This window comes from Paenibacillus sp. XY044 (genome assembly GCF_002257645.1).
Taxonomy (GTDB): Bacteria; Bacillota; Bacilli; order Paenibacillales; family Paenibacillaceae; genus Paenibacillus_AQ.
In genome coordinates, this window is record NZ_NQMO01000001.1 from 1,046,011 (window position 1) to 1,060,865 (window position 14,855).

A 14,855-nucleotide genomic window follows, 5' to 3' on the forward strand; every position below is an offset into this window, starting at 1 on the left:
GAATATGTCAAAACCAAATCAAAATGTGCTGAACGTCTTCAATACGGTAGCGGTCATTGGACTCGGGTATGTGGGCCTTCCCCTCGCACAGGCGTTTTCGCAAAAGATACGGGTGATCGGCTTTGATGTCAACCCGGGCAAGATCAGCCGGCTGCAGGAGGAAGCCCCTCCGGATGTGGAGATGTCCGAGGATGACATAAGCCCGGCATTTGCGGGATTGGAATTTACATCGGACGAAGAGCGGCTCAGCGAAGCCAGGTTTTATGTGATTGCCGTGCCAACGCCGGTTCAAAGCGGTAACGTGCCGGATTTACGGTTTGTGGAAGCAGCGAGCCGCATGGTCGGCAGGAAGCTCCGCCAAGGGGCGGTCGTGGTCTATGAATCGACCGTTTATCCAGGCGTAACCGAAGAAATTTGCGTTCCGATCCTGGAGGCGGAGTCGGGCCTTCGCTGCGGGAAGGATTTTAAAGTCGGATATTCGCCGGAGCGGATCAATCCCGGCGATGACGTTCACCGGCTCGACAATATCGTCAAGATTGTCTCGGGTATGGACGAGGAATCGCTCGGAATCATCGCCGGCATGTACGAACAGATCATTGATGCCGGCGTATACCGGGCGGAAAGCATCAAGGTGGCTGAAGCGGCGAAGGTCATTGAAAATGCCCAGCGGGACATCAATATCGCCTTTATGAACGAGCTATCCATGCTGTTTCATCAGATGGGCATTGACACCCAGGAGGTGCTGCGCGCCGCGGGGACGAAGTGGAATTTCCTGAATTTTGTTCCCGGTCTGGTCGGAGGTCACTGCATAGGAATCGATCCGTATTACTTGACCTACAAGGCGGAGGATAGCGGCATCCGCTCACGGATCATTCTGGCAGCACGGCATATCAACGATGGGATGGGCAAATATGTCGCGGAGCAGCTGATCAAGATGCTCGTAAGACAGCGCCTGGACCTACGCGACGTTAAGGTCGGCGTGCTCGGCCTGACATATAAGGAAGATTGCTCCGATATCCGTAATTCCAAAGTGGTGGATATCGTCAGAGAGCTTCAGGATTACGGCATTGAGCCTCTGATCGTCGATCCGCTGGTGGATCCACAAGCAGCTTACGCCGAGTATGGGCTGGAGATGTCGCGAATGGAGAATCTGCAGGACCTTCATGTACTGGTCACGGCCGTTCCGCATCAATGCTTTGCTGGCATGAGATATGCGGATATGGATGCGATGTTCAGGAAGGACTCGGTAAAAATATTGCTGGACGTCAAAGGAGTTTATGACAAGGCGGAGTTCGAGCGTCAAGGATATATTTATTGGCGGCTGTAACGAGAGCAGATGGGAGAAACAAGAATCGTGTTCAAACGAAAGAAAAAACAAACGGATGAGGTTCTCACCTTACCCCGGACGGACCGGCGGATCTTATCGCAAGTTCCCGACCCGGAACAAATCCGCAGCTCGGTTGACCGGAGAGGATCGCGGGACAACGATGCGGAACATTTAAGTTCGGATTATATGGAAAGGATGCGGAAGCTCAGCCTCCGGTACGAGGCGGATTTTCCCGTGCTGCTGACCTGGGGGAAAGGAAAGGGTCGAAGAAAACTGAAAACCAAAGCGGCCGATATCTCTTCGACGGGCCTCCTGTTGAAACTGCCGCTGACGACGGATCAGATCCAGCCGGGCAGTAAAGTGTCCATGCACTTTGAAATTCCGGCAGGAACCATGCCGGAAGGGTATGAATCCAAGGTGGACATCGAAGGGGTCGTCGTCCGGACCTTTGAACGCGGAACGGGCAGGGATGCCGTTCCGATGGCGGCCTTTGAGTTCGTCAAACCGCTGCATGAATATTTTCAGCGCAGACGCTGGGGGTATTCCGTGTATACGGCCAGCGGGCTGCTGCTGCTCGCAGCCGTTTTCGTGCTGCTGCTGCGGGCAGAGAGTATCATCTATTTTAAGTACAATTTCCTGCTTTATTTATACAGCCTGATCGCCGCGGCGTTTCTGTTGACGAGGTACTTATTCGGAACTTTATACCGGGACGTGCCTGTAAATCCGGATTATACGCCGGGCGTATCGATCATTATTCCGTGCTTCAACGAAGAGAGGTGGATCCACAGGACGATCATCAGCTGTATGAATCAGGACTATCCGGTGGACAAGCTGGAGGTCATCGTTGTGGATGACCGTTCTACTGACCGGTCTGCGGAACAGATTCAGAAGACGATCGACCTGCTTTATCAGGAAGCCGACCGTTTTCAGACCAAAGAGCGGCTGCGGATGCATATCCTCCCCGAAAACGGGGGGAAAAGGAAAGCCTTGGTCGAGGGGGTTCGGATGGCGAAGCACGACTTGGTCGTGTTCGTGGATTCCGACAGTTTTCTGGACCCGCAGGCCATCAAGCATCTTGTGCAGCCGTTCCAGGATCCACGGATGGGCGGGGTCGCCGGCCGGACGGATGTGGAGAATAAGTATACCAACTCCATTACCAAGCTTCAGACGGTGCGCTATTACATCGCATTCCGTATCATGAAAGCAGCGGAGTCCTGGTTTGACAGCGTCACCTGCCTATCGGGGCCGCTCTCCTGTTACAAGAAGAGGCTCGTACTGAAGCATGCCGACGCCTGGCTGAACCAAAAATTTCTGGGGCAGCCGGCTACTTTCGGCGACGACCGCAGTATGACCAACTATATTCTGAAGACGCACCGGACGGGGTACCAGGATAAGGCGATTTGCTCGACGATCGTTCCATCGGAGATGAATGTCTTTCTGAAGCAGCAGATGCGCTGGAAACGTTCCTGGCTGAGGGAGTCATTAAGGGCGGCCGGATTTATTTGGCGCAAGGAACCGTTTATGGTGCTCTTCTTCTACATCGGCGTCATCGTCCCGATCGCCGCGCCGCTGATCGTACTCTACAACCTGCTGTATGTGCCCATTTTCCACCATGTGTTTCCGGGGACGTTCTTAATGGGGCTTCTGCTGATGTCCCTGCTGATGAGTCTGGCCCATCTTTTGTTCCGTAAAAGCAAGCTGTGGGTATTCGGCTTCGTCTTTTGCTTTTTCTATGAAATGGTGCTGCTCTGGCAAATGCCGGTCGCCTGGTTCACCTTCTGGAAATCGACCTGGGGGACAAGGGAAACGCCGCAGGACATTGAGGCGAGAAATAAAAAAGCCGCAAGAAAAAACCGAAAAAATACGAAGACGGAAGTGCCGCTGTGAACCGGCGGAACCGTGGAATTTAAATGAGGATGCAGGATGAAAAAAGGAAAACGCAGCGATGCGTTCAACGTGAAGCGCAAAAACCGGCGGAAGTGGATCAAAACCTGGATTCAGCTCTTCTTGGTAGTCATTGTCGTGGTTCTGATCTATCAAGCCGTCGCAAGAACCGATCGCTACGCCGAACCGGACAAGTCGGCTTGGCATAATCGAAGCGGGTTCGTCGCCCTGTCTTATTATGGGGTCAGTCGTACCGGTACGCCGATTCTGATCGATAAAGAACAGCTTAAAGCCCAGCTTCAAACCCTCCATGATCAAGGCTATGTCACCGTATCGCAGCAGGATATACTCGATTTCTATCAAAAGGGAAAGGCACTGCCGGACAAAGCACTGTTTTTGTCCTTTGAGGACGGGCGCAACGACTCCAGTCTTTATGCCCAGCCCTTGTTGGAGCGATACAACGATAAGGCCACCTTCCTCACCTATGCAAACAAAATGGGGGACGGGGATCATAAATTCGTGCAGCCCAAGGAACTTCGCAGCATGATGAAAAGCGGCTATTGGGAAATGGGGACTAACGGTTACCGTTTGACCTACATCAATATTTTCGATAAAAACGGCAATTATATCGGCGTCAAAGACGAAAACAAGCTAAACAGCAAGGAAGAAATTGAGCACTATAATCACTACCTCATGGATTTTATCCGCGATGAAAATATGATACCGCTCGAGGACCGGGGTACGATGCAGGAGCGGATCAGCAAAGATTATCAGCTGATGGATACGGTCTATACCGACAAGCTCGGTTTTGTGCCCGGTGTCTATATGATCATGCATGCGAACGCCCTGTACGGGAGCATGAACCCGCTTGTGGCGGATGTGAACGACCGTGATATCCGTTCGCTGTTTCAGATGCATTTTAACCTGGAAGGCAGTGCGTTCAACGGTCCTTCGCAGGATGTATATAACCTGAGCCGCGTGCAGCCTGAGCCTTACTGGTCAACCAACCATCTCTTGATGAAAATCGGCAAGGACAGCGGTCAGCAGATGACTTACGTAACCGGAGACCGGAAGCAGTCCGGGCAGTGGAAGCTGGCCGGAGGCGCCGCCGAATTCAAGGATAACCGGATCGTGCTGACTTCGCCGCCGGGCGGGGAAGGCAAGCTTTTGCTGAATCAAGGAGAAGTAGCACCGGTGGATTTCACCTTAAGCGCCAAGGTTTCCGGCAACGTGGTCGGCAAACAATCTTTTTACTTGAGGGACCCTGGAGACGGGCAGCAGTACGTGCGTGTAACGCTGGACCGCAATGAAATCCAGGTGGAGCAGAAGCTTTCCGGCTCGCCGGTGGCCGTCTTGGGCAAATACAAGCTGAATCCGGTCAAGTGGTCTTCGGAAGACCGCGCCTTTGACAAGGCGACGGTGTATTCCTTGGAGGAAGCACAGGCAGGCGCCAAGTCCGATGACGAGGATGAATATCCCGTTAACATCAAAAATACCCGGCAGATTCAGATGAAACTGTCGGGTGATCGGCTTGAGGTCATCGTAGATGGGCAGCCCGTTCTGCAAGCTTCGATTGCTCCTTCGCTGAAGGGTGGCGCCGTGGGGCTGGGATCAGCCTATAGTCCGCAAAACACCAAGGACGACATCTATGACGGAATCTTCGAGGATATTGCTGTGACAACGGGCAATGCGGTGGACGGAAAAACCTCGGTGTGGTATACGAATAAGCTGCTCGGCTGGAGAAAAATCACGGCACAGGTCGAGCATGCGATGGATGCGACGATCGATTGGGCCATCGATACGTTCTGACGGAAAGCAATTTCTAAGCGAAATGGAAGTGAGATTTAGAAGATGCGTATGAAGCAAATGGCTCAATCCGCATGGATAACGTTGGTGCTTGTCATCGTGGCCGTTTTGGTCGGGTTCAGCATTTGGGAGAAGCGCCCGGCCGTACAGACAGCACCTCCACCGGCCAAGATCCCTGTGGACCTTACAGCATGGGTAGTGGATTGGCAGTGGGAGCCCGGGCTCACGGATGCAGGGGAGCTGGGTAAAGCTCTACACCGCCTTCAGGCGTTTGCCGCTTATTTTGATGAATCGGACCGCCTTTATTTTACGAAGGCGTTCGAGGAGGGGCTTCCACGAATCCGGGAAACGGCGGAGGCCGCTGACATCGGAGAGGTGGACTTGACTCTCGTTAACGATATCGTGCGCCAGGATGGCAGCGAGTCCCCAAAAGACCCGGAGCTGGTATCGCGGCTGGTTTCCACGAAGGAAGGGCGGGAGAAGCATATCGCTGAGATTGAGGCCCTGCTCGATCAATACGCGTTTCAAGGGGTGGAGATCGATTATGAGCGCATCCAGGACAAGGACTGGGGCCACATGACCGCTTTTTACCGGGAATTGTACGAGCGGCTGCAGGCCAAGGGGAAATCGCTCCGCATCGTGCTGGAATCCCGTGCTCCCGTCGAAACGCTTACGCTGCCCGAAGGGCCCGAATACGTGATGATGGCGTACAATCTTTACGGTACGCACAGCGGGCCGGGACCCAAAGCGGACAAGGACTTTCTGAAGAAGCTGGCCAAGCGGATAAAAGCGGTTCCGGGCGATAAAGCGATCGCCATTGCGGCCGGAGGGTTTGACTGGCATGGGGATCAAGTGGCTGCAGTCACCGAACAGCAGGCCGTCCGGATTCGATATACGAACGGTTCGGAGCTGAAACGGGACGCGGCCAGCGGGAGCCTGCACTATCAGTACACCGACGATCAGAACGCGAGGCATACGGTGTGGTATGCGGACGGTACAACCTTGACTTCCTGGATCGACACACTGCGTCAAGCAGGAATCACTCATGTGGCCGTATGGAGGCTGGGGGAGCTCGGAGGCAGTACTTTGGATAAGCTGGTTCAAGCTGCCGAAACGGCAAAATAGTAAAGAAGAAGCCGCTGGCGCTTAAGCGCCAGCGGCTTAATAATGGATTTCATGAGCACCCATGGAGGCATGGGTGCTCATGTATTTTTTCGGAGAGATGCCGCAGGCGGACTTAAAAGCTTTGCTGAAAGCGTAAATGCTGCTGTACCCAACCTGCTCGGCGATCGTGGGCAGGGACAGACGGCTGTACATCATCAGCTCTTTGGCCCGCTCCATCCGGTACCGAATCTGGAATTGGTGCGGGGATACGTCATACGTCTGTTTGAATACGCGCGAAAAGTGATAGAGGCTCAGACAAGCCATTTTGGACAAATCCTCCAGCCGGATCACCGAATCGTAATGCTCCATGATGTGGGTAACCGCCCGCTCCATCGCAGCTTGATGCAGCAATAGCTGGCCGTGCCCGGCAGCCTTCAGGCCCTTGATCATCAGGTACAGAATGTCCAGCACGAGAGATTTCTGCAGCAAAGGAAATTCAGCATCCCGGCGTTCGTAGGCGTAGATGAGACGCATCAGCTTCTGATGAATTTCCGCATAGTTCTGAACCCGGATGAGATGGGGAATCTCCAGCGCGGAACCCAGCCAATCCGGCCGGATCCACGAAAGCTCTTGCGGGCTGCAATCCGCCCGCAGCTTGAAGTTGATCGGGACGTCCTCGTAATCCTCGTAATGCAGGGCGTCGAAATGGATATGCGGCATCCAGCAGGGGCCTCTGGAACGGACAAATTCATGCTCAATTCCGGGCTTAAACAGCAACAGATCGCCTGGATACACGGTCAATGAATCCCCTGCAATCCGGATGTCGAGCTCGCCTTGCTCAACATACAGCAGTTCGTAATCAAATATGATCCGCGGCGCCAGTTTCATGCGGTCAACCTTGTGGTGCCACGCCCTTCGTACATAGGGGGACAAGGCTTGCAGCAGCTGTTGTCGGTCCATACGCTCTGATAGCTCCCTCCTTTGAATGATCCCATGCTCCGGGAATCCTCTCTTTCAGCGGTTCTTTATTCTGACAATAGCAAGAATGGATAACAAATAACAAGTCCCAACATCGATATGGAGGGGGAACGTCTGTAGAATGACTTGTAACCGCTTTAATGAACAACCGATTTGAGAGATGACAGGAGAGATGAACATGGAACCATTTAACGGGCTGAACATGGGGCTGGGCAATTTATTCCGGATGTCCTCCGCTCAGACAAGATCGATCAGCGCGGAAAATTTTACGGGAGCCAAGGGACAGGGCGGAATGGCTACCCAGGGGACCGGAGCGAATGCCGGCCGGGATTTGGGTCAGGGATGGAAATTATCGCCTTCGGTGGAGATCAAGGCGGGCGAAGAGTTTACGGCCGCGGATATCGACGGACCCGGGGCCATTCAGCATATTTGGCTGACCTGCTTTCCGGACAGCTGGCGGCATCTGATCCTGCGCTTTTACTGGGATGATGAAAAGGAGCCTTCCGTAGAAGTGCCTGTCGGCGACTTTTTCTGCAACGGCTGGTGTGAACGGAGCAATGTCAACTCCCTGCCTGTGGCGGTAAATCCCGCCGGCGGGATGAATTGCTACTGGGTCATGCCGTTCCGCAGGAAGGCTCGGGTTACCGTTGAGAACCGAATGGACAAACCCGTGGTGCTGTATTACCAGTTCACTTATACGCTGACCGAGGTGCCGGAGGATGCGGCCTATTTTCACGCCCATTGGCGCCGGAGCAATCCTCTGCCGTATAAGCAGGATCACGTGCTTCTGGATGGCGTGAAGGGGAGAGGCCAGTACGTCGGCACCTACATAGCCTGGCAAGTCAACAACACCGGATGGTGGGGAGAAGGCGAAATCAAGTTCTTTATGGACGGCGACCGCGACTTCCCGACGATTTGCGGCACCGGAACCGAGGACTATTTTGGCGGCGCCTGGAACTTTGAGCATCCGCAAGGCCAGTACGGCGCATACTCTACCGCTTATTTGGGCTTTCATCAGCAAATCAGGCCGGACGGCCTGTACCGGAGCCAGCAGCGATTCGGCATGTACCGCTGGCATGTCATGGATCCGATCCGGTTTGAAGAGGACTTGAAGGTGACGATCCAGGCGCTCGGTTGGCGTTCCGGCGGCCGTTATTTGCCGCTGCAGGACGATATCGCGTCCGTCGCTTTCTGGTATCAGTCCGAGCCGCATACGGCGCATCCGCCGCTGCCGGATAATGATGGACTGGAGGTCATTTAATCTCCTCCCTTTTCCGATCTCGCGTGCATAATGCGGTTTACAATGGCCGAAAATGGTGTTAAGATGATCAAAATCATAACGGAATGAAAACGCGGTGAAGAGAAGAGTAAATGACGCGGACAGCCTTGCAGAGAGCTCCGGCAGCTGTGAAGGAGCAGGCCGTCCGTCATTGAAACAAGCCTCCGAGCGGCGCATCGGAAGAAGGACTCTCATGTCTCCGGATGGTGCGACAGGAGCTCCTGTTACAGAGCTAGGGTATAAGCATGCAGGCAAGCCGTACCCGAAGAGGCGGATGTAGCGATAGATCCGCGAACCGGGGTGGCACCGCGAAATAAAATCTCGTCCCCAAGACGTCAGCGTCTTGGAGGCGGGATTTTTTTGTTTTCATTTTGATTTTTGCGAGCAGGAGGGTGCAGTTTATGGAAGAGAAGGTTAGAAAAGAAGAGATGGTGGATTTTTTGACGAAAACCGTGATGGAGGACGTGGAGAACGGAGCGTACTCAAGGCCCATCGCGACCCGGTTTCCGCCAGAGCCGAACGGTTACCTGCATATCGGAAGCGCCTATGCGATTCACGTGAACGCAGCGATTGCCGAAGCATTCCACGGGACAATGAATCTGCGGTTTGACGACACGAATCCGTTGAAGGAAGATATGAAATATGTGGAGGCGATCCGGGAGGATGTCCGGTGGCTTGGTCTTGATCTGCCGGTGTACTTTGGCTCAGATTACGCGGAAGAGATTTTCGAAGCGGCTTTGAAGCTGATCCGTAAAGGAAAAGCCTATGTCTGCGATTTGTCAGCGGAAGAAATGACCGAATATCGCGGTACGCTCACGGAGCCCGGAAGGAACAGTCCTTACCGCGAGCGGTCGGTGGAAGACAATCTGTCCTTGTTCCGTCAAATGAGGGAAGGCAGATTCCCGGACGGAGCCAAGGTGCTGCGGGCCAAAATCGACATGTCTTCGCCCAACATCAACTTGAGGGACCCGGCCTTATACCGCATCATCCACGCCGAGCATTACCGGACGGGGAGTGATTGGTGCATTTATCCGATGTATGACTTTGCCCATCCGATCCAGGATGCGATCGAAGGCATTACGCATTCGCTGTGCTCCGCGGAATTCAGGGATCACCGACCCCTGTACGATTGGGTGCTCCGCGAGCTCGAAGTGCCGGAACCCCCGAAGCAGCGGGAATTCGGACGGTTGAACGTGTCCGGCATGGTCACGAGCAAAAGGTACATCAGGGAACTGGTCGAAGGCGGTTTCGTCGACGGCTGGGATGATCCCCGCCTTCCGACCTTGAAGGGGCTGCGGCGCAGGGGCGTCACGCCGGAAAGCCTCCGGAGGTTCATGCATGAAGTGGGCATGCTGAGGCTGAGCAGCACGGTGGATGCCGCGATGCTGGACCACTTTATCCGCCAGGATTTAAAGGAGAAGTCCGTCCCTGTTATGGCCGTGCTTGATCCGCTAAAAGTCGTCATTACGAATTATCCGCAGGATCAGGCGGAAATGCTGCATCTCAGCCACAGCGACGCCGATCCGACGCTCGGCAGCAGGGACGTCCCCTTCTCCGGAGAATTGTATATCGAGCGGGAGGATTTTATGGAACATCCGGTACCTGGCTTTCACCGCCTGTATCCGGGAAGCGAGGTTCGATTGAAGGGGGCATACTATTTAAAATGCCATCAAGCCGTCAAAGATCCGGAGACGGGAGAAGTGGTGGAACTGCACTGCACGTACGATCCTGAGACGAAAAGCGGTACCGGGTTCAGCGGCAGAAAGGTGAAATCGACGATTCATTGGGTTTCTGCCGCACATGGCATTCCCGCCGAGATCCGCTTGTACGGCAGCCTTCTGAAAGATGCTGCATCTGTGGCGGAATCGGATAATGTTTGGGCGGAACTGGTGTCTCCTGATTCCCGAATCATATTCAGTCATGCCGTGATGGAGCCATGGATGAAAACGGCTTCGCCGGATGCCAAATACCAGTTTATCCGCCAAGGTTACTTCTGCCTGGATCACAAAGATCTGGCCGGGCCGGTACCGGTGTTCAATCGGATCGTTTCACTCAAAGATGGGTGGAAAAAACACTAGGAGGTCTTTCTACGATGAAAATTCATGAACTCACGATTAATACGCAGAATTTTGCAGAGATGAAGCAGTTTTACGGCGAGAAGCTCGGACTTCCATTGGCCGGGGGACAGGCGGACAGGGTCACATTCCAAGCGGGTGAAAGTCAGCTTATTCTGAAACAGGCGGCAACGCCAGGCGAAAATTCAATGTATCATATCGCCTTTACGATACCGACCAATCAGCTTGGCGGTGCGAAAGAATGGGTCGCTCAGCGTGGAATTACGCTGTTCCGCAATGAAGACGGGGATCAATTCCATTTTGATAACTGGAATGCCGATGCCCTGTATTTTTACGATCCCGATGAGAATCTGATTGAATTCATTGCCCATCATTCCTTTGATAACGACGCAAATGGAGTTTTCACAAGCAGCCAGCTGCTGCGGATCAGTGAAATTGGGCTCCCTGTTGATGAGGTGGCCGCCGCGGTGGAACGGATCCAAGCGACGCTGGGACTTTCCATGTGGAGCGGTGACGGACGGCAATTTGCTGCCATGGGCGACGCTGAAGGCCTGTTGATTGTAGTGAACCGCAATCGGCCCTGGTTTCCGGATGGGAGGGCACCGGTTGTGAGCGGGGCGCGGGTTGTTATGAAGGCACAAAGCAGCGGGCAACTTTTGCTGCAGGCAGACCAGTACGATATTCAGTCTCGATAATTAACCGGCACTTTTCTGCGGGGTGAAGTCCGGGGACGTCGTGATATAATAAGGAACAATTCTAATAGACAAAGTCAAAAGGCAGGGAGTTATGGCCAACATTCACGAAATCGCCAGACGAGCCGGTGTCTCGGTATCCACGGTGTCCCGGGTTCTCAACCAGCATCCGTATGTTTCCGATGAGAAAAGAGCCGCCGTGCAGCGAGCCATCGACGAACTGGATTACACGCCAAACCGCAATGCGGTCGATTTGATCCGTGGCCGTACCCGCAACATCGGTGTGATCATCCCGTACAACAACAACCCGGCTTTCGACCGGATGCTTAGCGGCGTATTGAACAGATCGGTAGAGGAAGATTACACGGTGACGGTGCTTCCAACCCGGTATGATCCGGGGAAAGAGATTGAGTATTTGACTATGCTGAAAAATAAACTGCTCGACGGCATGATTATCACATCCCGTGCTAACGATTGGCCGTCCATTATCCCCTTTACGGGATATGGACATATTGTAGCCTGCGAATATACGGAATTCGAGGAAATCGGCTGCGCCTACATTGATCGGTACGCCGCGACACTCGAGGTGTTCCGTTTCCTAAAAAACAATGGACATGCCGATGTTGCATTCACGACGGCAAGAGGGGATGCGAGCATCAGCACCCGGCTGACGATGCAGGCTTACCGGGACGTTTTTGGGGAAATACCGCCAGGGCGCTGCATTGAGGGATGCACGACGATGGTGGATGGAATAGAGGCAGCCTGTCAGATTGTCGAGGGAAAAGAGCGTCCGACCGCCGTATATGCCAACGGGGACGAGGTGGCGGCCGGGATCCATCAATACGTGCTCTCTGCCGGACTGCGGATACCGGATGACATCGTGATCGTCGGACAGGAAAATCAACCGATTGGCCAAGTCCTTCAGCTCACCACCGTAGACCATCAGCTCTTCCGGGTAGGGGAAGAAGCTTTTGGGCTCGTGACCCGTGAGCCCAGAGGAAAGGTGCGAATCCCGTACCGGATCATATACCGGTCCTCTTCCGGATAAATCCATAAGTAAAACGTCTATCGATGTATCTCAAAGAAGACAGACCGCGTTTAGCGGAAGTTTTTCTTGCGATTTGCAATTATAGAATGTTCAGCACAGCTGAAAACCAAAAAAGACCCGAAGGAGAACATCGAAGCTACTCCAAAGGGTCTTTATTATGTAATTTCATCCAAAATCCTAAATTCTATGAAACATATTGAAATGTAGTTGCGTATATGATATTATAATGTGTACTCCAAAATTATTCACATTATTATCATTTATCGTATCACAACGATTGGTGATTGTCAATATTTTTTAGACCTCAGAAAGCCGTATCAAGCGATACAGAGAGATTATTTTCAGGGGGAGGAACGTACAGGATGATGGAAGAGCGTGAACGCGATGAAGTGATGGGAAATCCAGCCGAATCGAAAGGACAAGAGCAAGATCATTCGTTCGCTGACGTCGAGATGCTGCCGACGGGCATGAAGAACGATGATTCTGTGCGTATGTACTTGAAGGGAATTGGCCGTGTCGGCCTGCTGAGCACAGAAGAGGAAATCAATCTGGCCAAGCGCGTGGTCGAAGGGGACGAGGAAGCCAAGAAAATTATGGTTGAGGCGAACTTGCGCTTGGTTGTCAGCATTGCGCGGAGATATGCGGGCCGCGGCATGCAACTTTTGGATTTGATCCAGGAGGGCAACATGGGGTTGATCAAAGCCGTAGATAAATTCGACTATACGAAAGGCTTTAAGTTCAGCACTTACGCCACTTGGTGGATCAGACAGGCGATTACGCGGGCCATTGCCGATCAAGGAAGAACGATCCGGATTCCGGTCCATATGATTGAAACCATTAACAAGCTGGCTCGCGTATCGCGGCAGCTGGTTCAGGAGCTGGGACGCGAACCCGAAGTAGAGGAAATCGCCGCAGCTATGGAACTCAGCGTGGAGAAGGTCCGTGAAATTATGAAAATTTCCCAAGACCCGGTTTCGCTCGAAACGCCGATTGGGGACGAACATGATTCCAAGCTGGGAGACTTCATTGAGGATCATGATGCCCCGGCGCCGGTTGACTCTGCGGCGTTCACCTTCCTGAAAGAGCAGCTGGGCGATGTGCTGGACACGCTGACAGAGCGGGAAGAGAACGTGCTCCGTCTGCGTTTCGGCCTCGAAGACGGCCGGACGCGCACGCTGGAGGAAGTCGGCAAAGTATTCGGCGTAACTCGGGAGCGGATTCGCCAGATTGAGGCGAAGGCGCTGCGGAAACTGAGACACCCGAGCCGGAGCAAACGTTTGAAGGATTACATCGAGTAAAGGATAGACCCTGGCGAATTCATTTCTATTTTCGTTCAATTAAATAGTCATCCTATTCATTTTAAAGCTGTCTGCAGGTGCCAACCGCAGGCAGCTTTTCTCGTTCGTTGCGGCGTGAAGGTCTGAAAACGATCGGCGCTGGATACACTGATTTTCATAGAAGGAGGTTGGAAGATTGTGATCATCAGCATATTAATCGTGACCAACGTCTGCTGGCTGCTGCTTTATCTTCGGCAGAAAGGGCTGTTGATGCGTTACAGATCCAGTGCGATCGATGCGCTGACAACCCATGATGAAATGAAAGAAACGCTAAGGATCGGCTTATATCATCGATATAAAAAGGAACAGGGTGAGGATCAAGAGGACAGGTCCCTGGAGTTTGAGGCGTTTGTCGCCGAAATGATGGAAACCGTAAGGGGAGGACGAACCTATGTTACCCGCGCATCGCGCAATTACGGAATCGATATTGAGGAGCACACCGATCATGGCTTGTACCTGGGACTGGCTGTCTGTGCCGACGACCGGGATCCGGTGGATTACAGGCCCATTGCCGTGGTCCATTCCCAGATGGTGAAGCGCGGTGCCGTAGGCGGATATGTGGCGACGACCGGGGATTTTACGGCAAGCGCTTACCAATATGCCGATGAACTGAACATCGAGCTGTACAATGGAGACAGACTGGTAGAGGTGTGGGTAGGGGGATCCGAAACCGAAGTTTCAATGGAACAGAATAATTACGAGATCCTGTTGAAAGAATAATCTCAACAGAACTATTGGCGAGGTGAAAAGGAATGTTAGGCTTTTTGTTAATATTGGGAATAGCTGCCCTCATCATTGGAGGGATTATGTCCATCGTTATTATGCGTAAACAGCAAAACAAAATTTACAACTCCGATGCGAGCGAAAAAGTCCTGAATCATCCGATGCGTTCCAATCCGATTATTATTCTGTATTGGTTAGCTCCCTTTATCATGATCTTAGGAGCGGTTCTATTGGGGTTATATTATAATTGGGGCAGGGGATATTGATATGGATAAGAAAAAATATTATATCTCTGTTCAGGCAAAAAGCATTTTCCCGGATCAGGGTCAAGCCCCTTATGAACTGGAAGTCGAAGCAACGGACGAACAGATCGTCAGGCTAAGAGATCTTTTTGACAAAATGGAGGAGTCCGACATCGATGCCATGATCCGTACCCCCGCACCCGGCATTCCTTACCATCATGATCATCCGAATGACAGCTACGATGAATGTCTGAAGCAGATTTACCAGATGATCTATGACTGCGGCACCGCGGATACCCGGCAGCATGTTTCTTCTATGATCGCCGGACTGAATACCATCGGTCGAAATGAATAAATCGA

Annotated in this window: 12 protein-coding genes and 1 other annotated feature; of the genes, 11 read left to right on the forward strand and 1 reads right to left on the reverse strand. The window is 52.9% G+C overall.

Translation table 11 applies throughout. The annotated features are described in order from the left end of the window. Positions 1-4: 4 nt before the first annotated feature. Genes CJP46_RS04990 through CJP46_RS05005 form a run of 4 tightly spaced genes read left to right on the forward strand, consistent with a single transcriptional unit; the run spans position 5 to position 6,142 of the window. Positions 5-1,327, forward strand: coding sequence for a nucleotide sugar dehydrogenase (locus CJP46_RS04990; RefSeq protein ID WP_094594466.1), 1,323 nt, complete (start codon positions 5-7; stop codon positions 1,325-1,327). Between the two features lie 9 nt (positions 1,328-1,336). After that, the gene (locus CJP46_RS04995; RefSeq protein WP_094594467.1) at positions 1,337-3,214 is read left to right on the forward strand and encodes a glycosyltransferase family 2 protein; all 1,878 of its coding nucleotides are present in this window, start codon (positions 1,337-1,339) and stop codon (positions 3,212-3,214) included. A 36-nt stretch (positions 3,215-3,250) separates the two neighbouring features. Then, entirely contained in the window at positions 3,251-5,020 is a 1,770-nt protein-coding gene (locus CJP46_RS05000; RefSeq protein ID WP_094594468.1) for a polysaccharide deacetylase family protein, read from the forward strand. 42 nt (positions 5,021-5,062) lie between these two features. Next, complete coding sequence (locus CJP46_RS05005; protein ID WP_256992188.1) at positions 5,063-6,142, forward strand: glycosyl hydrolase family 18 protein; 1,080 nt, start codon at positions 5,063-5,065, stop codon at positions 6,140-6,142. Between the two features lie 36 nt (positions 6,143-6,178). Here the strand turns inward: CJP46_RS05005 and CJP46_RS05010 are convergent, their stop codons facing one another. After that, on the reverse strand, positions 6,179-7,081 hold the full coding sequence (locus CJP46_RS05010) for a helix-turn-helix transcriptional regulator (protein ID WP_094594469.1): 903 nt from the start codon (positions 7,079-7,081) through the stop codon (positions 6,179-6,181). Between the two features lie 196 nt (positions 7,082-7,277). On the opposite strand from CJP46_RS05010, the gene CJP46_RS05015 reads away from it, so the two are divergent. The 7 genes from CJP46_RS05015 (at position 7,278) to CJP46_RS05050 (ending at position 14,850) form a co-directional block, all read left to right on the forward strand. Further along, positions 7,278-8,360: a glycoside hydrolase family 172 protein gene (locus CJP46_RS05015; RefSeq protein ID WP_094594470.1), complete on the forward strand. Its 1,083-nt coding sequence runs from the start codon at positions 7,278-7,280 to the stop codon at positions 8,358-8,360. An 85-nt stretch (positions 8,361-8,445) separates the two neighbouring features. After that, positions 8,446-8,710: a binding site (T-box leader), on the forward strand. Between the two features lie 69 nt (positions 8,711-8,779). Next, positions 8,780-10,456: a glutamine--tRNA ligase/YqeY domain fusion protein gene (locus CJP46_RS05020; RefSeq protein ID WP_094594471.1), complete on the forward strand. Its 1,677-nt coding sequence runs from the start codon at positions 8,780-8,782 to the stop codon at positions 10,454-10,456. A 14-nt stretch (positions 10,457-10,470) separates the two neighbouring features. Then, positions 10,471-11,148 (forward strand): VOC family protein, encoded by a 678-nt coding sequence (locus CJP46_RS05025; RefSeq protein WP_094594472.1) that lies wholly within the window; start codon positions 10,471-10,473, stop codon positions 11,146-11,148. Between the two features lie 91 nt (positions 11,149-11,239). Next, positions 11,240-12,193: a LacI family DNA-binding transcriptional regulator gene (locus CJP46_RS05030; RefSeq protein WP_094594473.1), complete on the forward strand. Its 954-nt coding sequence runs from the start codon at positions 11,240-11,242 to the stop codon at positions 12,191-12,193. Positions 12,194-12,585: 392 nt separating this feature from the next. Further along, positions 12,586-13,491 carry an RNA polymerase sigma factor RpoD gene (rpoD, locus tag CJP46_RS05035; RefSeq protein ID WP_373557971.1) on the forward strand — a complete coding sequence of 302 codons (906 nt, stop codon included), beginning with the start codon at positions 12,586-12,588 and terminating at the stop codon, positions 13,489-13,491. A gap of 177 nt (positions 13,492-13,668) precedes the next feature. Then, on the forward strand, positions 13,669-14,250 hold the full coding sequence (locus tag CJP46_RS05040) for a restriction endonuclease (protein ID WP_256992189.1): 582 nt from the start codon (positions 13,669-13,671) through the stop codon (positions 14,248-14,250). Positions 14,251-14,520: 270 nt separating this feature from the next. Continuing rightward, entirely contained in the window at positions 14,521-14,850 is a 330-nt protein-coding gene (locus tag CJP46_RS05050; protein ID WP_094594476.1) for a hypothetical protein, read from the forward strand. The last annotated feature ends 5 nt before the right edge of the window (positions 14,851-14,855 follow it).